The organism is Streptomyces sp. NPDC037410, assembly GCF_055602235.1.
This window is the reverse complement of record NZ_JBVJWR010000001.1, coordinates 326,950-344,805: the sequence shown is the minus strand read 5'-3', so window position 1 is coordinate 344,805 and position 17,856 is coordinate 326,950. Positions and strand designations below refer to the sequence as shown.

Genomic DNA, 17,856 nt, shown 5'->3' with positions numbered 1-17,856 from the left:
CGCGCGCGCGTACCCGCTCCCGTACCTCCCCGCACGTACCCCTCCCGTAGGCGCGCGCGTACCCGCTCTCGCACCTCCCCGCACGTACCCCTCCCGTAGGCGCGCGCGTACTCCCCGGGGAGTAATCACCCCCGCTCACCGCCCCCGGGAGTACCCCCCGGCTCCCTCGTCAGCGCGACGCATCCGCCCTCGGGCGCCGGGAGTCTGGGAGCGACCCGAAGAGGACCGATGGAGGGAGGCCCGTGATGGAGGGCCGTCAGAGGATCGTCGGCTGGGGGGTGCTGGCCCTGTGGGTGATCGTGATCGCCCTCGCCGCACCCCTCGCCGGAAAGCTCGGCGACGTCCAGCGCAACCGCGCCGTCGACTACCTGCCGGCGAGCGCCGACTCGACGCAGGTCGCGAAGATCACCGAGCAGCTGCCCGGCGGGGACTCCACCGACCTCGTGCTCGTCTACCACCGCGAGGGCGGACTGACCGCCGCCGACGAGGCCACCGCCGCCCGGGAGGTGCGGCAGGTCGCCGCCGAGCGCCCGCTCCTCTCGACCCCGCGGCCCGTGCCCTCCGAGGACGGCGCCACCCTCCTGTACGCCGTGTCCAGCACCGAGCCCGGTACGGACGAGACGGCCAGGGACGCCTTCGTCCACGACGTCCGCGAGACCGTGAGCGGCGAGGTCGGCGGCCCCGGTGCCCTCGCCACCGACGCGAGCGAGGTCTACGACTCCCTCGACGGCCCGCTGCTCTACACGACCGTCGCCGTCGTCGCGATCCTCCTGATCGTCATCTACCGCAGCCCGTTCCTCTGGCTCGTGCCGCTGGTCGTCGCCGGCGTCGCCGACTTCCTCTCGATGGCCGTCACCTACGTCCTCCACCAGGGCTTCGACATCAGCGTCTCCGGCCAGAGCACGAGCGTCATGACGATCCTCGTCTTCGGCGCGGGCACCGACTACGCGCTGCTCCTCGTCTCCCGCTACCGCGAGGAACTGCGCCGGATCCCCCGTCCGTACGACGCGATGGCCGCCGCCCTGCGCGGCTGCGGGCCCGCCGTCCTCGCCTCCTCCGGGACCGTCGCCCTCGGCATGTTCTGCCTGCTCGCCGCCGACATGAACAGCAGCCGGGGCATGGGACCCACGGCCGCCGTCGGCGTCCTGTGCGCGCTCGTCGCGATGACGACGCTGCTGCCCGCCCTGCTCGTCGTCCTCGGCCGAAGGGTGTTCTGGCCGCTGATCCCGGCGTACGGCAGCGAGCCGAAGACCGCACGCCGTTCGCTCTTCGCCGCGATGGGCTCCTCGGCCGGCCGGCGCCCGCTCGCCGTCCTCGCCACGGGCGCCGCCGCCCTGGCCGCCCTCGCCCTCGGCGCGCTGACCATGCCCGGAGTCATCAAGCGGGAGGACTCCTTCAGCTCCACCCCGGAAGCGGTCGCCGCGATGAAGACGCTGGCCGCCGCGTACCCGGAGATGAGCACCCAGCCCCTCACCGTCGTGGCGCCGACCGCCGCCGCCACGCGCGCGCTGGACAGCGCGCGGGCGACCGGGGGAGTGGTGCGGGCCGAGCGCGGCCGCAGCGGCGGCGGCTGGACGGAGATCTCCGTCGTCGCCGCGCACCCGCCGCAGTCCGACGCCGAGACCGCGACCATCCGGGAGCTGCGCTCCGCGCTCGGCGACGGCGTGTACGTCGGCGGGCCCAGCGCCGAACAGCTCGACATGACCGACACCGAGGCCCGCGACCGGAGGATCGTCGTCCCGCTCGTCCTCCTCGTGGTGACGATCGTGCTGATCGCGCTGCTGCGCAGCCTCGTCGCGCCGCTGATCCTGGTCGCCGCGGTCGTCGCCGTCTGGGGTGCGGCCCTCGGCATCGGCGCCCTCGTCTTCGAACCGCTCTTCGGCTACGCGGGCACCGACCCGGGCCTGCCCCTGCTCTCCTTCGTCTTCCTCGTCGCCCTGGGCGTCGACTACGGCATCTTCCTCATGCACCGGATGCACGAGGAGTGCCTGAACGGGAGGGCCGCGGCCGCCGCGGCCCTGACCGCCCTGCGGACGACCGGCGGCGTGATCGCCTCGGCGGGACTCGTCCTGGCCGCCACCTTCGCGGTCCTGGTCGACATGCCGATGGTGCCGCTGGCGGAGCTCGGCTTCGTGATCGCGGTCGGCGTCCTGCTCGACACCTTCCTGGTCCGCACCTACCTCGTCACCAGCGCGAGCGTCCTGCTCGGCCGGAAGGTGTGGTGGCCGGGGCCGCTGGCCGCGCAGCCCGCGTCAACATCCGGCTCAGGGTCGGAGCCTGAGCCCGTACGGGTCTGACCGGGGGCGGGTGGGGGGCTTCCCGGACTGTCAGAAGCCCCTGCCCACAGGGAGGATGAACGCCATGGACTTCACAGAGGATGAACACCATGGACTTCGCAGCGGCCTTGACCCGTGACCCGCAGGCGGCGCCGTACCCGGTACGGTGCGACGCCACCCTCGCCGCCGCCTTCGCGGTGGTCGCGGTGGCCCTCGCCCTGGCCGTCGACGACGGCCGGCGGCCGGACGCCGTCGGCTGGGTGCTGCTGCTCGCCGCGCACGTTCCGCTGGCCTGGCGGCGCAAGGCGCCGATGCCGGTGCTGATCGCCGTGGTGGCCTGTGTCGTGCCGTACCACGCGATGGACTTCATGCATCTGGCGCCGATACCGGCCTCGATGGCCGCGCTGTACACGGTCGCGTCCACCGGCCGTGTGAAGCGCACGGTGATGGTGGGCCTCGCGGTCACCTGCATCACGCTCACCATGCAGCTCTGCGTCAACCCGCACCGGCTGGTGGACCTGCTCAGGAACTCCGGCTGGGTGATCGCCATTCTCGTCTTCGGCGCGAGCATCCGGCTCTACCGGCAGCTCGTGGCGAGCGTGGTGGAGCGGTCGGAGCGCGAGGCGGAGCGGAAGGTCGCCGAGGAGCGGCTGCGGATAGCCAGGGACCTGCACGACCTCCTGGCGCACTCGATCACGCTGATCGGCGTGCAGACCTCGGTCGCCGCGCACCTCCTGGTCGCGGACCCGGACAGGCTCGACCGGGAGGCGCTCGTGCAGGCGCTCGACGGGATATCCGAGACCTGCCGGGACGCCCGCGCGGAGGTCCGCACGACCCTGGACGTGCTGCGGGCCGACCCGGAGGGCCCGCTGCCCGATCTGGCCTCGCTGCCCGATCTCGTGCGGTCCTCGGGCGCGGACCTGACCGTGCGGACGGGCGGGGCGAAGGTCCCGGCGGCGGTCGGCGCGGCCGCGTACCGGATCGTGCAGGAGTCGCTGACGAACGCCGTCCGGCACGGGGGTCCGGACGCGGCGGTACGGGTCGATGTCGGGCTCGCGCAGGAGGTGCTGACGGTACGGGTCACGGACGACGGCGCCGCCCCGGGCGGCACGGGCGGCTCGGGGTACGGGATCCTCGGGATGCGGGAGAGAGCCAGGAGCGTGGGCGGCACACTGACCGCCGGCCCGCGCGACGGCGGGGGCTTCGAGGTCGCGGCGGCGCTGCCGCTCGCGGGGAGGGAGGTGACGGTGTGATCAGGGTGCTGCTGGCGGACGACCAGACGCTCGTCCGGGCGTCGTTCGCGATGCTCGTCGACTCGGCGCCGGACATGGAGGTCGTGGGCCAGGCGGCCAACGGCAAGGAGGCGGTGGAGCTGGCCCGTTCGGCACGGGCGGACCTGGTGGTCATGGACGTCCGGATGCCCGAGCTGGACGGGATCGGGGCGACGCGGCTGATAGCCGCCGACGACGACCTGGCCGGGGTGAAGGTCCTCGTCCTCACGACGTACGACACGGACGAGCACGTGGTGGAGGCGCTGCGGGCGGGCGCGTCGGGCTTCGTGGTCAAGGACATCCGGCCGGCCGAACTGCTCGCCGCGATCCGCACGGTGGCTGCGGGGGAGTCCCTGCTGTCCCCGGGCCCGACGTCCCGCCTGATAGCCAGGGTCCTCGCGACACCGCGCACCCCGGTGACGGGCGGCCCGGAAGGCCTCTCGGACCGCGAACGCCAGGTCCTGACCCTGGTGGCCCGAGGCCTCAACAACACGGAGATAGCGGAAACCCTGGGCCTCTCCCCTCTAACGGCGAAGACCCATGTCAGCCGCATCATGGGAAAGCTGGAGGCCAGAGACCGAGCCCAACTGGTGATCGTGGCGTACGAAACGGGCCTGGTGTCCCCGGAGAGATGAGGCGGGTCGAGCCGGCCGGGCGGTGCCCACCCGCCGTGTGGGCAATCGTCCCGCAGGGCGGGACGGGTGGGCACACGGGACGGTGCCCCCTGCCGGGCCTAGGCTCCTGCGCCTGGACCCGCACACACCTGGACCCGCACACAGGTACGGCGCAGCCGACGGTGCGGGTCCAGGGGACGAGCCTCAGCCCAGCTCGACACCCGACGCGCGGAGCATGTCCTCGCGCTCCACGATCTTCACCCGCTCACGCCCCTGCTCCGCCCCGAGCGCCTTCTCGGCCGCGTCCAGCGCGTACCAGCCCTCCCACGTGGTGTACGTGATGCCCTTGCCCTCCAGGAAGGACACGACCGCGTCCTCCTCCGGGGTCTCGGGCGCGAGGAGGCGGCCGTTGGCGAAGTCGTCGAGGAGGTTCGCGACGGTCTCGTTGGCGTCGCCCTTGGTGTGGCCGATGAGGCCGACGGGGCCGCGCCGGATCCAGCCGGTGCAGTAGGTGGAGGCCATGTGCGCGCCGGTCTCCTCGATGACGCGGCCGCCCTCGTCCGGGACGGTGCCGGAGACGGCGTCCCAGGGGAGCTTGGGCAGCTCGTCGGAGAGGTAGCCGACGGCGCGGTACACGGCCTGGACGTCCCAGTCGGTGGTGGCGCCGGTGCCCTTGACGTTGCCCGTGCCGTCGAGCTCCGTGCGCTCGGTGCGCAGGCCGACGACCTGACCGTCCTCGCCGAGGATCTCGACGGGGGACTCGAAGAAGTGGAGGAAGAGCTTGTGGGGGCGGTCGCCGATGTCGCGGATCGCCCAGTTCTCCAGGGTCTTGGCGACCATGTCGGTCTGCTTGTTCTTGCGGCGCTCGGCGATCGAGCCCTCGTCGTAGTCGATGTCCTCGGGGTTGACGATGACCTCGATGTTCGGCGAGTGGTCGAGCTCGCGCAGCTCCATGGGGCTGAACTTGGCCTGCGCCGGGCCGCGGCGGCCGAAGACGTGGACCTCCAGGGCCTTGTTGGCCTTGAGGCCGTCGTAGACGTTCGCCGGGATCTCGGTCGGGAGGAGCTCGTCCGCGGTCTTGGCGAGGATGCGGGCGATGTCGAGCGCCACGTTGCCGACGCCGAGGACGGCGACCTTCTCGGCCTTGAGGGGCCAGGTGCGGGGGACGTCCGGGTGGCCGTCGTACCAGGAGGCGAAGTCGGCGGCGCCGTACGAGCCGTCGAGGTCGACGCCGGGGATCTTCAGCTCGCGGTCGGCCATGGCGCCGGTCGAGAAGATCACCGCGTCGTAGAAGGCGCGCAGGTCGTCGAGGTGGACGTCGGTGCCGTAGTCGACGTTGCCGAAGAGGCGGACCTGCGGCTTGTCGAGGACCTGGTGGAGGGCGGTGATGATGCCCTTGATGCGCGGGTGGTCGGGGGCGACGCCGTAGCGGATCAGGCCGAAGGGCGCGGGCATCCGCTCGAAGAGGTCGATCGACACGCCCGGCTCGGCGGCGGCGTCGGACTTCAGCAGCGCATCGGCGGCGTAGATTCCGGCGGGGCCGGCGCCGACGATCGCGACCCGGAGGGGGCGGGGCATGACGTGGTTTCCCTTCGCAAGCGACGTGGCGGCGAGACCGCCGACACTTAGGCCACCCTAAATAGCCCTTGATGCGGAGTGGTACCCGCCCCCGGTCTATGACCCCATAAGTGGAACTTATGACTTCCCAAAGGGTGTCTAAGATCCGAAGGAGTCGACCATGACGTCCACCAGCGCCGCCGTGCCGCCGAGCCCGCAGAGGAGGATGAACCACGCCGGCCGGATGGAGAGGCGCTGCAGCAGCCCCGGCCTCAGGGTGTAGACGTCGGCCGGATCCGCAGGGTCGTAGGCGATCTCAAGGTGAGGTGCGCCGCGGAAGTCTGACACGGGTGCGGGTCGTCCCGGCCCTGTCAACGAACAGGTACGTCCCCGGACGGTTGGCCGGCCGGGCGAACTCCTCGACGCCGTGCCGAGCGCTTCCTGCTTCATCCGGGGCGATCAGTCAGTGCCCGAGGGCGTCCACGACCAGCCAGCCGATCCCGTAGAGACCGCCGCCCGCGAACCCGCAGCCGAGGAGGGTCACGAGCGCCATCATGACGCGCGGGTACAGCCCCTCCCGGTGGATGGCGACCTTCGGGTCGCGCGGATCGTAGGACACCTCGACCGACGCCCCGCCCACGTTGTGGTCATAGGTGTGCGTGGTGCCGGTGGTGTCGGTGTAGTGGTAGATGCGGGTCCTGTTCGTGTGGTGCGAGAACTCCGCGACGACCGTGATGCCGTGCCTCGGGAGGTGCCACATCCGGTACAGGTCCCGCGCCATGACGACCACCATGAACGCGCCGACGGCGACGACCAGGAGCCCGGGCCAGAGCAGGCCCGCGCTCCGGGCCCCGCCGGCCACCCCGAGGAACACGTCCAGCGCGAGCACCGGCACGGCGGCGCCGATCGCGAGCGGTATCCACCGCGGAGCGGTCGCCGTGATGCTGCGGGCGGTGACGAGCGCCGCCCCGTCGAGCTCCTCGGTCCGATCCGGCAGAGCCTCGTTCACGGCGTCGGCGAAGGCGGTGGCCGCGGCCTCGCTCACGTCCTCGATCCGGTACACGACCGCCGGGGTGCCCGCCGGGGACCGCAGCTCGACGGCCACGGACCGCCCTTCGGCACGCATCGCGGCGACGGCCCGGCAGGGGATCGTGAGCTCCTCACCGGGGCGCTCCAGGACGAGCGCGTCGCCCTCGTGACGGAGTGCGGTGCCGGCGCTCCCGCGCAGGATCTGGGCGGATGGTGTGGTGGGCATGGGCGTGATCGTATGAGGCCCGGTGGGGCCGGGAGGAGGGGTCATGCGGAGCAGATGGACGCTGGACGACGAGAACCACGGGCAGCTGTGGTGGATACCGCTGGGCCCGTCCTGGACCTTGTCGTCCCGGACGGGGACGACCCCGGGGACGTCGTCCAGGACCTCGACGCAGTCGCCGCCCTCGCCGTCGCTGTAGGAGCTCTTGCGCCAACGGGAGTTGCTCGGGTCGTACGCGTGCATCGTCAAGCAGGTTGCCCGAATACACCGCCTCTGTAGAGGCCGTTGGGGGACGCGCCCGCGCCTCGTGCGTTCGAAAATACCGCCGGTTTGTAGGACCTCGTCGATTCGCTTGGCCACATCCCGCCGCGGCTTTCGAATTCCCTCCTCGAACAGGCCGATGTGCGCCCTGGATACGAACACCCGTCTGCCCGGCTCGCCCTGTGTGAGGCCCGCCGCCTCCCGGTGTTCCTTGAGGGGCTCGCCAAAGAACTCCCCGACCCTGCGCCGCAGTTGTACGGCCTGCGCGTCTGCCGATTCTACGGATCTGTCCCCGCCCTGGAGAGGCGAAGCGGGAAATGGATTCAGAAAGGCATACGTTGGTGAAGGAAGAACACATGAAGACGACCACGGGTGCGATCGGGACCGCTCAAGAGGCAGTGGCGGAATTGCGCGCGGCCCTCGCGAGGGCGGGAATCACGCTCCCCTCGCTCGGGCTCGACGTCGTCACGCTCGCCGCGGAGCCCCCGCGGCCGCTCGTGGAATTGGGATGCTGCACGGTGGAAACGGCCCGGCTCCTCGCCGCCGCCGTACTGCCGAGGGAGGAGGGTCGCTCATGACGCTGCCCATCGGGTCGTACGTCGTCGAGATCCGCACCGGACGGGTGGGGACGCTCATGGGGTACGAGGGTCCGTACGTCCAAGTCCGTCCGCTGGGCGGCGGGCGGGAGTGGGACGTGGAGCCCGACGGCGTACGGGAGGCCACCTCGGCGGAGCGGCTGAGCGCGGCCACGGCGCACGTCAACGCCCGCAGCCGGGGCGAGGTTCCGTGAGCTCCCCTCTGGTCGGGTGAAACGGCGTTTGAGAGGCCCGTTGGTCCATCCGCCGCGCCCGCGCTGCACGTGCCTCGCCGCACCGGTTACGTGGTTGCCGCGAACCAGTTCGTGTTCGTCGACCACGAAAGGAGACGAGGTGTTCGGCATGGTGGGACGAGGGCGGGTCGCGAGACCGGCGTACCGGCTGGCGGCGGTGTCCGCGGCGGCAGGAGCGTTGCTGGCGGGGGGACTTGGCGGGGCGCGGGCGGCGGAGCCCGAGGGGCGGTACGTGATCGTCCTGAAGGACTCCGAACGGGGCCGGCTCGACGAGGTCGTGCAGGCGCACGGGCGGGACCACGGGGTGCGGGCGGGCTTCCGGTACAGCCATGCGCTGGTCGGGTACTCGGCGGTGGTGCCGGAGTCCCAGGTGGCCGCGCTGCGGGCGGACCCGAACGTGAAGTCGGTGTCGCCCGACCGGCCCGTGCAGGCCCTCGCGCAGGTGCTGCCGACCGGAGCGGACCGGATCCAGGCCGACGCGAGCAGCACGGCCGCCGGGAACGGGTCCGGTTCCGTCAACACGGCGGTGGCGATCCTCGACACCGGGATCGACACCGGGCACCGCGATCTCAACGTGGCCGGCGGGTACAACTGCATGAACCCCTTCCGGCCCAACGCCTACCGGGACAACAACGGCCACGGCACCCATGTGGCCGGTACGGTCGCCGCCCGGGACAACGGCGACGACGTCGTCGGGGTCGCGCCCGGCGCCCGGCTCTACTCGGTGAAGGTGCTCGGCGCGAACGGCAGCGGGTTCACCTCCAACATCGTCTGCGGGCTCGACTGGGTGGCGCGGAACGCCGCCGGGCTCGGCATCAAGGTCGCGAACATGAGCCTCGGCGGCGACGGCGCCGACGACGGCAACTGCGGCCTCAGCAACAACGACGCCGAGCACCAGGCGATCTGCCGGTTGGTGAAGCAGGCCGGCGTCACGTTGGTGGTCGCGGCCGGGAACAGCACCGACGACCTGGCCCGCCACACCCCGGCCGCCTACGACGAGGTCCTCACCGTGACCGCCGCGGCCGACTTCAACGGGCAGCCCGGCGGCGGCGCCGCCGCGACCTGCCGGAGCGACGTCGACGACACCGCGGCGGACTTCTCCAGCTTCGCCGTCAGCGCCGCGGACGCCGCCCACGCCATCGCCGGTCCCGGCGTGTGCATCCAGTCCACGCGCAACGGCGGCGGCACGACCGTCCTCTCCGGCACCTCCATGGCCACCCCGCACGTGACCGGCACGGCCGCGCTGTGCGTCGCCGCCGGGCCGTGCGCCGGCATGACCCCCGCCCAGGTGGCCGCCAAGCTCCGCGCCGACGCCGCGGCCCAGCCCGCCTCGTACGGCTTCGCGGGCGACCCGAACGCTCCCGTCGCCGGGCGCTACTACGGACACCTCGTCCACGCCGGCGGCTACTGAGCCGCCACTCACCCATGACGGAGCCCCGGGTACCGGCCCGGGGCTCCGTCGGCGTACGCGAGAATGGGGGACATGAGTCTGTTCCGCGACGACGGCATCGTGCTGCGCACCCAGAAGCTGGGCGAAGCGGACCGCATCATCACGCTCCTCACGCGCGGTCACGGCCGCGTACGCGCCGTCGCGCGCGGCGTGCGCCGGACGAAGTCGAAGTTCGGGGCGCGCCTCGAACCCTTCTCGCACGTGGACGTGCAGTTCTTCGCCCGGGGGAGTGAGCTGATCGGACGCGGGCTGCCGCTGTGCACGCAGAGCGAGACCATCGCCGCGTACGGCAGCGGGATCGTCACCGACTACGCCCGCTACACCGCCGGCACGGCCATGCTGGAAACGGCGGAACGCTTCACCGATCACGAGGGCGAGCCCGCCGTGCAGCAGTATCTGCTGCTCGTCGGCGGCCTGCGGACGCTCTCCCGGGGCGAGCACGCGCCCCACCTCATCCTGGACGCCTTCCTCCTCCGCTCCCTCGCCGTGAACGGCTACGCGCCCAGCTTCGAGGACTGTGCGAAATGCGGACTCCACGGGCCCAACCGGTTCTTTTCGGTCGCAGCGGGCGGGGTCATATGCGGCGACTGCCGGGTGCCCGGAAGCGTCGTACCCTCTCCGGAGGCCATCGGCCTGCTCAGCGCGCTGCTCACCGGCGACTGGGCGACGGCGGACGCGTGCGAGCCGCGTCACGTCAGGGAGGGCAGCGGACTCGTGTCCGCCTATCTGCACTGGCACCTGGAGCGCGGCCTGCGCTCCCTGCGTTATGTAGAGAAAAGCTAGGAGAGACCACTCATGGCCATCGCACGACTCCTCGGGCGCCAGCGTCGGGAGTACAGGACCCCCGAGCCGCACCCGTCCGGCGCCCGCCCGCCGAAGCTCCAGACCGAGCTGGTGCCGGAGCACGTCGCGATCGTCATGGACGGCAACGGCCGCTGGGCCAAGGAGCGCGGCCTGCCGCGCACCGAGGGGCACAAGGTCGGCGCCGAGCAGGTCCTCGACGTCCTCCAGGGCGCGATCGAGATGGGCGTGGGGGCGATCTCGCTGTACGCCTTCTCCACCGAGAACTGGAAGCGCTCGCCCGAAGAGGTCCGCTTCCTGATGAACTTCAACCGCGACTTCATCCGCAAGACCCGCGACCAGCTCGACGAGCTCGGCATCCGGGTCCGCTGGGTCGGCCGGATGCCCAAGCTGTGGAAGTCCGTCGCCAAGGAGCTCCAGATCGCGCAGGAGCAGACCAAGGACAACACCAGGCTCACGCTGTACTTCTGCATGAACTACGGCGGCCGCGCGGAGCTCACGGACGCGGCGCAGGCGATGGCCGAGGACGTGAAGGCGGGCCGCCTCGAACCCTCGAAGATCACCGAGAAGACCATCCAGAAGTACCTCTACTACCCGGACATGCCGGACGTGGACCTCTTCCTGCGGCCCAGCGGCGAGCAGCGCACCTCCAACTACCTGATCTGGCAGAGCGCGTACGCCGAGATGGTCTTCCAGGACGTGCTGTGGCCCGACTTCGACCGCCGTGACCTGTGGCGGGCCTGCATCGAGTACGCCCAGCGCGACCGCCGCTTCGGCGGCGTCGACCCGGCCGACCTCGCCGTCCTCGACAAGGCGTAGGGCCTCCGGCCGTGGGAGGGGGGTCGATGGAGCTCGTCTACACGCCGACGCGCGCGGACGTGGCCGATGCCGTGGACGTACAGATGAAGTACGGCTGGTTCCGGTGGCTGCTGCGGGTGATGCGGATCGTCGCGGTCCTGGGGACCCTCGTGCTGCTCCTCGAACTGTTCGGGCCCGGTGACCCGAAGCCCGCGGGGGCCGCGCGCATGGCGGGGCTCGTGCTGCTGCTCCTGGTCCTCGGGCCGCTCGCGCGGTGGCTCACGACCCGGCAGATGTACGCCCTGATCGGGCGGCAGGGGGAGTTCCGGGCCCGGGTGGACGAGGACAGCGTGCGCTGGAGCAGCCGCGACAGCGAGATCGTCCAGCGCTGGCGGCTCCTGAACCGGTACGCCGAGACGCCCACGCAGTTCGTGCTGCTCTCCGCCGACAAGGGCCGCGTCGGAGTGGGCGCCCTGCCCAAGCGCGGCTTCGCCGACCCCGCCGACGTCGACCGGCTCCGCGCGTTCCTGGACCGGAACCTCACCCGCCTGTGACGTGACAGACGGACCTGACATGTGAAGGGCCCGCACCGAATCGTTTCGGTGCGGGCCCTTCGTATGTCAGGTCACTTCCCGGCGCAGTCCGCGCAGGTACCGAAGATCTCGACGGTGTGCGCCACGTTCACGAAGCCGTGCTCCGACGCGATCGTCTCGGCCCACTGCTCCACCATCGGGCCCTCCACCTCCACGGCCTTGCCGCAGACGCGGCAGACCAGATGGTGGTGGTGGTCGCCGGTGGAGCAGCGGCGGTAGACCGTCTCGCCTTCGCTGGTGCGCAGCGCGTCGACCTCGCCCGCGTCCGCGAGGGACTGGAGCGTGCGGTAGACGGTGGTGAGGCCTACGGAGTCGCCGCGGTGCTTGAGCATGTCGTGCAGCTCCTGGGCGCTGCGGAACTCGTCCACCTCGCTCAGCGCAGCGGACACCGCGGCCCGCTGCTTGGTGGAGCGGCCGCGTACGGGGGGTCCTGCCGTTGCCACGGGGGCCTCCTTGAATGCTTGTCTGCCCCGCCATTCTGCCAGTCCCCCGTGCCCCCGGGATCAGTCGTGGATCAGACCTTCACATCGTCCGTCGGCCGCCGGCTGGCCGGAACGCAGCGGGTGTCGCAGTCCGCGGTGGCCTGCGCGGCGGCCTTGGCCCGCCGCTTGGCGAGCGGGGTGGCGAGCAGGGTCAGGACGATGAAGATCCCGATCGCGTACAGGACGATCGTCGCGCCGGGGGGCACGTCCTGGTAGTACGAGGTGACCGTGCCCGCCAGGGTGACCGTGATGCCGGTCGCCACCGCGAGGACGAAGGTCGCGCGGAAGGACTTCGACAGCTGCTGGGCGGCCGCCACCGGCACCACCATCAGCGCGCTGACCAGGAGCAGGCCCACGACGCGCATGGCGACGGTGACCGTCACCGCGGCGGTGACCGCGACGAGCAGGTTCAGGGCGCGGACCGGCAGGCCGGTGACCCGGGCGAACTCCTCGTCCTGGCTGACCGCGAAGAGCTGCCGGCGCAGGCCGACCGTGACCAGGACCACGAAGGCGGCGAGGACGCTGATCGCGGTGATGTCCGCCGTCGAGACGGTGGAGAGCGAGCCGAAGAGGTACGAGCTCAGGTTGGCGTTGGAACCGGTCGACGAGAGGTTGATCAGCAGGACGCCGCCGGCCATGCCGCCGTAGAAGAGCAGCGCGAGCGCGAGGTCGCCGCGGGTCTTCCCGTACGCCCGGATCAGCTCCATCGCGATCGAGCCCGCGACGGCGACGAGGGTCGCCATCCAGACCGGGCTGGAGTTCAGGAGGAAGCCGAGGCCGACGCCCGTCATGGCGACGTGGCCGATGCCGTCGCCCATCAGGGCCTGGCGGCGCTGCACGAGATAGATGCCGACGGCGGGCGCGGTGATGCCGACGAGGACGGCGGCGAGCAGTGCCCGCTGCATGAAGGCGGGTTCGAGGAAGTCCATGATCAGGTCAGCAGTCCCGTACGGAGCGGCTGGTCGGCCGCGTGGGGGTGGACGTGGTCGTGGCCGGGCAGGGCGTGCTGGCCGACGGCCTCGGGCGGCGGGCCGTCGTGGACGACGCAGCCGTCGCGCAGGACGACCGCGCGGTCGATGAGGGGCTCGAGGGGGCCCAGCTCGTGCAGGACGAGGAGGACCGACGTGCCGCCCGCCACCTGCTCGCGCAGGGTCGCGGCGAGGATCTCCTGGCTCCCGAGGTCCACGCCGGCCATCGGCTCGTCCATGATCAGGAGTTCGGGCTCGGAGGCGAGCGCGCGGGCGATCAGGACCCGCTGGTGCTGGCCGCCGGAGAGGGCGGTGACGGAGTCCTGGGCGCGGTCGGCGAGGCCGACCAGCTCCATCGCCCGGTGGACGGCGGCCTTGTCGGCCTTGGTCGGCAGGCCGAACCTGCGGCGGGCGAGGCGGCCGGAGGCGACGACCTCCCGGACGGTGGCCGGCACCCCGGCGGACGCCGTGGTGCGCTGCGGTACGTATCCGATGCGGGCCCAGTCGCGGAACCGCTTCCGCTCGGTGCCGAACAGCTCGATCGTGCCGCCGGTCAGCGGGACCTGGCCGATGATCGCGCGGACGGCGGTGGACTTGCCGGAGCCGTTGGCGCCGAGCAGCGCGACGACCTCGCCGCGGCGGACGGTGAGGTCGACGCCCCTGAGGACGGGGCGGGCGCCGAGGGCGGCGGTGGCGCCGCGGACGGAGATGACGGTCTGGTCGTCGCTCACGAGGTGGCCTCCTACTCGGCGCCGAGCGCGGTCTTCAGCGCGGCGAGGTTCGACTGCATGACCTCGATGTAGTCATCGCCCTTGGACTTGTCCGTGATTCCCTCAAGGGGGTCGAGGACGTCGGTCTTCAGACCGGTGTCGGTCGCGAGGGTCTTCGCGGTCTTGTCGCTCGCGAGGGTCTCGAAGAAGACGGTGGAGACCTTGTCGTGCTTCGCGATGTCCTGGAGTTCCTTGATGCGGGAGGGGCTCGGCTCGGACTCGGGGTCCATGCCGGAGATGCCCTCCTGCTCCAGGCCGTAGCGCTCGGCGAGGTAGCCGAAGGCGGAGTGGGTGGTGATGAAGGTCTTCGTGGCGGTGTTCTTCAAGCCGGTCTCGAACTCGGTGTCCAGGTCGCCGAGCTTCTTCACGAGGGCTTCGGTGTTCTTCTCGTAGTCGGCGGCGTGGTCCGGGTCCGCCTTCTCCAGGGCGCTGCCGACGCCCTTGGCGACCTCGGCGTACTTCACGGGGTCGAGCCAGACGTGGGGGTCCGCGCCGGCCTCGGACTCATGGGCGTCGCTGTGACCGTGGTCGTGGCCGACCTCGGTGCCGTGCTCTTCGAGCTTGGTGAGGGTGGTGGCGTCGACGGTGTTCTTCACGCCGGCCTGGGCGATGGCGTCGTCGACGGCGGGCTGGATGCCCTTGAGGTAGAGGATGACGTCGGCGTCGGCGAGCTCGCCGATCTGCTTGGGCTTGAGCTCCAGGTCGTGCGGCTCGACGCCGGGCTTGGTGAGCGTGTTCACGGCGACGTGGCCGCCGCCTATCTGCTCGGCCAGGAACTGCATCGGGTAGAACGACGCCACGACGTCCAGCTTGCCGCCGCTGTTCTTGTCGGTCGCCTCGGAGCTTCCGCCGCAGGCGGAGAGGGTGACGAGCCCGAGGGCGACGGCTCCGGCGACGGCGGTCGGGGGTATCAGTCGGCGTACGTTCATGACAGTCATTTTCAACAAAGATGGAAACGGTTGTCAATTGCCGCTGGTCGGGGGCGGCCCCTGCGGAACCGATTTGATACGGGGGGCGTGCGCGCCGGTAACCTGTGGCATTCGCACTTCGTCGTCGTAATGAAGAGAGCACCGTGGCCGCCGACAAGATCGACACCATCGTCAGCCTGAGCAAGCGCCGTGGCTTCGTCTACCCGTGCAGCGAGATCTACGGTGGCCAGCGTGCCGCCTGGGACTACGGACCGCTGGGTGTCGAGCTGAAGGAGAACCTGAAGCGCCAGTGGTGGCGTTACATGGTCACCGCGCGCGAGGACGTCGTCGGCATCGACTCGTCCGTCATCCTGGCCACCGAGGTGTGGGAGGCGTCCGGTCACGTCGCGACCTTCACCGACCCGCTGACCGAGTGCACCTCCTGCCACAAGCGCTTCCGCGCCGACCACCTGGAGGAGGCGTACGAGGAGAAGCACGGCCGTCTCCCCGAGAGCCTCACCGACCTCAACTGCCCGAACTGCGGCAACAAGGGCACCTTCACCGAGCCCAAGCAGTTCTCCGGCCTGCTCTCCACGCACCTCGGCCCGACCCAGGACACCGGCTCCGTCGCGTACCTGCGTCCCGAGACCGCCCAGGGCATCTTCACCAACTTCTCCCAGGTGCTGACCACCTCGCGCAAGAAGCCCCCGTTCGGCATCGCGCAGATGGGCAAGTCCTTCCGGAACGAGATCACTCCGGGCAACTTCATCTTCCGCACGCGCGAGTTCGAGCAGATGGAGATGGAGTTCTTCGTCAAGCCGGGCGAGGACGAGGAGTGGCAGGAGTACTGGATGCAGCAGCGCTGGAACTGGTACACCGGCCTGGGTCTCCGTGAGGAGAACATGCGCTGGTTCGAGCACCCGCAGGAGAAGCTCTCCCACTACTCGAAGCGCACCGCCGACATCGAGTACCGCTTCCAGTTCGGCGGCAGCGAGTGGGGCGAGCTCGAGGGCGTCGCCAACCGCACCGACTACGACCTCAACGCGCACTCCAAGGCCTCCGGCGCCAACCTGACGTTCCTGGAGCAGGAGTCCGGCGAGCGCTACACGCCGTACGTCATCGAGCCCGCCGCCGGTGTCGGCCGCGCCATGCTCGCCTTCCTGCTCGACGCGTACATCGAGGACGAGGCCCCGAACGCCAAGGGCGTCATGGAGAAGCGCACCGTGCTGCGCCTCGACCACCGCCTGGCCCCGATCAAGGTCGCGGTCCTCCCGCTCTCCCGCAACGCGCAGCTCTCCCCGAAGGCCAAGGGCCTCGCGGCGGACCTGCGCCAGAACTGGAACATCGAGTTCGACGACGCCGGCGCCATCGGCCGCCGCTACCGCCGCCAGGACGAGATCGGCACCCCGTACTGCGTCACCGTCGACTTCGACACCCTCGAGGACAACGCGGTGACCGTGCGCGAGCGCGACACCATGAAGCAGGAGCGCGTCTCCCTCGACCAGATCCAGGGCTACCTGGGCAGCCGCCTGCTGGGCTGCTGAATCTGAGCGTGTGCGCGGGAAAGCCCCCGGTTCCGACATCGGAACCGGGGGCTTTCCCGTGTCTCGTACCTCAGGCGGTCGCGGGCGCGGCAGCGGCGGCGGCCGCCTCCGCCTCGGCCGCGCGCCGGGCCCCCTCGGCCGCGCGGCGCTTGCCGAACCAGCCGGTCCAGATGCCGACGGCGCCCAGGACTCCGTAGATCATGATCGGGCTGAGCGTGACCATGGTCTTGGTCGGCAGCACGTACGCCAGGGCGATGCGGACGAGGGCCTCGATCACGTACGCCACGCCCCACACCAGCGTCATCGTGCGCATCGTGGAGCGGAAGCCCTCGAACTGCCACATGCCGTTCCACCAGGCCGTGCTCGCCGGGGTGCCGTCGGTCGCGAACTTGCGGCCGAAGTAGAACATCAGCGGCCGCGGGGCGAGCAGCGTCCCCAGGCAGAGCAGGCCGAACAGGCCCGTGATCGCCGAGTCCTTGATGAGGAGCGAGCGGGCGGTGTGTGCGCCGACCAGCGAGACGACGGCCGTGATCACCAGGAAGACCAGGGTGACCATGGCGAACTCGTCGATCTTGCGGCGCCAGGCGGCCATGATCGCGGTGTCGAGGACGGGCCAGGCGCTGCTGAGGAGCAGGGCGGAGAACTCGGACCAGCCGTGATCCTCCGTGAGCGTGTTGTACGTGAGGATCGGCGCGACGACGTTGAGGCCGATGGTGAGGACCCACCCGATCGCGGAGGCCCCGCCTGATCGGGCCGGCTTGGCGGGTGCGGGCGTGGTCATGGTTCCCCCTGGGTGTTTCTGTGGTCTTGCGGTCGCGGTGCGGGGGAAGGCTAGTCATGAACCGGACAGGGAAGGGAAAACTCCAGGCCAAATGATCTTCAAATGGCTTTTCAGGCCCGCAGGGCGCGCTGTACGAGGGCCACGACCCCGGTGAACGCGTCCTCGACGTCCGGGGCCGACCAGTCGGCCGCGTGCGCCGGGTTGTGGAAGCGGTCCGTGGCGTGGAAGACCGCACGGGCCGTCGCCGTGACGTCCCGCTCGGGCGCCGCGAACAGGCCCTCGCGGTGGCCGTCCTCCAGGATCCGGGCGATCTGCCCGACGAGATGCTCCTCGTGCCGGTCGACCACCGCGCTGTTCTCGCCGATCAGCACCTGGAACGTGGCCATCAGCTCCGGATCGCCGCCCGCCTTCTTGCGCTTCAGGGCGAACAGGGCCGTCAGCCAGCCGGTCAGCCGCTCGTCGGCCGGGCCCCCCGCCTCGACGTACGGCCCGAGCGCCACGATCGTCCGCTCCAGCCACCGCTCGGTGACCGCCTCGCGCAGTGCCGCCTTCGTGCGGAAGTGGCGGTACACGCTGCCATGGCTCACACCGAGGACCCGCGCCACGTCGACGACCGTGGCCTTCGCCGGGCCGTAGCGCCGGAGCACCTCCTCGGTGGCTTCGAGGATGCGCTCGGCGGTCAGGGTCTCGGTCGTGGCCAT

The 17,856-nt window shown here is 71.1% G+C and carries 19 protein-coding genes and 1 pseudogene; 10 read left to right on the top strand and 10 right to left on the bottom strand.

Translation table 11 applies throughout. The features are described 5' to 3' along the window. Positions 1-245: 245 nt before the first annotated feature. From ACZ7HT_RS01630 to ACZ7HT_RS01620, 3 genes are all read left to right on the top strand, one after another. Positions 246-2,297: an MMPL family transporter gene (locus ACZ7HT_RS01630; RefSeq protein ID WP_471158614.1), complete on the top strand. Its 2,052-nt coding sequence runs from the start codon at positions 246-248 to the stop codon at positions 2,295-2,297. A gap of 89 nt (positions 2,298-2,386) precedes the next feature. Beyond that, entirely contained in the window at positions 2,387-3,529 is a 1,143-nt protein-coding gene (locus ACZ7HT_RS01625; RefSeq protein WP_471158612.1) for a sensor histidine kinase, read from the top strand. Then, the gene (locus ACZ7HT_RS01620; RefSeq protein ID WP_471158610.1) at positions 3,526-4,182 is read left to right on the top strand and encodes a response regulator; all 657 of its coding nucleotides are present in this window, start codon (positions 3,526-3,528) and stop codon (positions 4,180-4,182) included. The genes ACZ7HT_RS01625 and ACZ7HT_RS01620 overlap by 4 nt, the downstream gene beginning before the upstream one ends. 183 nt (positions 4,183-4,365) lie before the next feature. Here the strand turns inward: ACZ7HT_RS01620 and ACZ7HT_RS01615 are convergent, their stop codons facing one another. From ACZ7HT_RS01615 to ACZ7HT_RS01600, 4 genes and pseudogenes are all read right to left on the bottom strand, one after another. Further along, positions 4,366-5,739, bottom strand: a complete 1,374-nt coding sequence (locus tag ACZ7HT_RS01615) for an FAD-dependent oxidoreductase (protein ID WP_471158608.1) — start codon at positions 5,737-5,739, stop codon at positions 4,366-4,368. A gap of 138 nt (positions 5,740-5,877) precedes the next feature. Then, a complete protein-coding gene (locus tag ACZ7HT_RS01610; protein WP_471158606.1) occupies positions 5,878-6,066 on the bottom strand; it encodes a hypothetical protein in 189 nt (62 codons plus the stop codon). A gap of 115 nt (positions 6,067-6,181) precedes the next feature. Further along, positions 6,182-7,213 (bottom strand): DUF397 domain-containing protein, encoded by a 1,032-nt coding sequence (locus tag ACZ7HT_RS01605; protein ID WP_471158604.1) that lies wholly within the window; start codon positions 7,211-7,213, stop codon positions 6,182-6,184. A gap of 90 nt (positions 7,214-7,303) precedes the next feature. Continuing rightward, positions 7,304-7,483 (bottom strand): annotated as a pseudogene (locus ACZ7HT_RS01600) (helix-turn-helix transcriptional regulator); the annotation flags it as partial. A 104-nt stretch (positions 7,484-7,587) separates the two neighbouring features. Here ACZ7HT_RS01600 and ACZ7HT_RS01595 point away from each other — a divergent pair. From ACZ7HT_RS01595 to ACZ7HT_RS01570, 6 genes are all read left to right on the top strand, one after another. Continuing rightward, positions 7,588-7,809 (top strand): hypothetical protein, encoded by a 222-nt coding sequence (locus ACZ7HT_RS01595; RefSeq protein WP_471158602.1) that lies wholly within the window; start codon positions 7,588-7,590, stop codon positions 7,807-7,809. Then, the gene (locus ACZ7HT_RS01590) at positions 7,806-8,021 is read left to right on the top strand and encodes a hypothetical protein (RefSeq protein ID WP_471158600.1); all 216 of its coding nucleotides are present in this window, start codon (positions 7,806-7,808) and stop codon (positions 8,019-8,021) included. Before ACZ7HT_RS01595 ends, ACZ7HT_RS01590 begins: the two co-directional genes overlap by 4 nt. A gap of 148 nt (positions 8,022-8,169) precedes the next feature. Then, on the top strand, positions 8,170-9,471 hold the full coding sequence (locus tag ACZ7HT_RS01585) for a S8 family serine peptidase (protein WP_471158598.1): 1,302 nt from the start codon (positions 8,170-8,172) through the stop codon (positions 9,469-9,471). 72 nt (positions 9,472-9,543) lie between these two features. After that, positions 9,544-10,293 carry a DNA repair protein RecO gene (gene recO / locus ACZ7HT_RS01580; RefSeq protein WP_471158596.1) on the top strand — a complete coding sequence of 250 codons (750 nt, stop codon included), beginning with the start codon at positions 9,544-9,546 and terminating at the stop codon, positions 10,291-10,293. A gap of 12 nt (positions 10,294-10,305) precedes the next feature. Beyond that, the gene (locus tag ACZ7HT_RS01575) at positions 10,306-11,130 is read left to right on the top strand and encodes an isoprenyl transferase (protein ID WP_471158594.1); all 825 of its coding nucleotides are present in this window, start codon (positions 10,306-10,308) and stop codon (positions 11,128-11,130) included. Positions 11,131-11,156: 26 nt separating this feature from the next. Then, a complete protein-coding gene (locus ACZ7HT_RS01570; protein ID WP_471158592.1) occupies positions 11,157-11,663 on the top strand; it encodes a YcxB family protein in 507 nt (168 codons plus the stop codon). A gap of 71 nt (positions 11,664-11,734) precedes the next feature. Here ACZ7HT_RS01570 and ACZ7HT_RS01565 read toward each other — a convergent pair whose 3' ends face one another. The 4 genes from ACZ7HT_RS01565 to ACZ7HT_RS01550 all read right to left on the bottom strand — a co-directional run bounded on the left by ACZ7HT_RS01565 (position 11,735) and on the right by ACZ7HT_RS01550 (position 14,851). Further along, a complete protein-coding gene (locus tag ACZ7HT_RS01565; RefSeq protein WP_116161092.1) occupies positions 11,735-12,145 on the bottom strand; it encodes a Fur family transcriptional regulator in 411 nt (136 codons plus the stop codon). Positions 12,146-12,216: 71 nt separating this feature from the next. Continuing rightward, positions 12,217-13,113 (bottom strand): metal ABC transporter permease, encoded by an 897-nt coding sequence (locus tag ACZ7HT_RS01560; protein ID WP_116161093.1) that lies wholly within the window; start codon positions 13,111-13,113, stop codon positions 12,217-12,219. A 2-nt stretch (positions 13,114-13,115) separates the two neighbouring features. After that, positions 13,116-13,883, bottom strand: coding sequence for a metal ABC transporter ATP-binding protein (locus ACZ7HT_RS01555; protein WP_471158589.1), 768 nt, complete (start codon positions 13,881-13,883; stop codon positions 13,116-13,118). Between the two features lie 11 nt (positions 13,884-13,894). After that, on the bottom strand, positions 13,895-14,851 hold the full coding sequence (locus tag ACZ7HT_RS01550; RefSeq protein WP_471158587.1) for a metal ABC transporter substrate-binding protein: 957 nt from the start codon (positions 14,849-14,851) through the stop codon (positions 13,895-13,897). A 143-nt stretch (positions 14,852-14,994) separates the two neighbouring features. Here ACZ7HT_RS01550 and ACZ7HT_RS01545 point away from each other — a divergent pair, with 143 nt between their 5' ends. After that, positions 14,995-16,374 (top strand): glycine--tRNA ligase, encoded by a 1,380-nt coding sequence (locus ACZ7HT_RS01545; protein ID WP_471158585.1) that lies wholly within the window; start codon positions 14,995-14,997, stop codon positions 16,372-16,374. 70 nt (positions 16,375-16,444) lie between these two features. Here ACZ7HT_RS01545 and ACZ7HT_RS01540 read toward each other — a convergent pair whose 3' ends face one another. Next, on the bottom strand, positions 16,445-17,155 hold the full coding sequence (locus ACZ7HT_RS01540) for a VC0807 family protein (RefSeq protein ID WP_471158583.1): 711 nt from the start codon (positions 17,153-17,155) through the stop codon (positions 16,445-16,447). Positions 17,156-17,265: 110 nt separating this feature from the next. Then, positions 17,266-17,856, bottom strand: a complete 591-nt coding sequence (locus tag ACZ7HT_RS01535; protein WP_471158581.1) for a TetR/AcrR family transcriptional regulator — start codon at positions 17,854-17,856, stop codon at positions 17,266-17,268.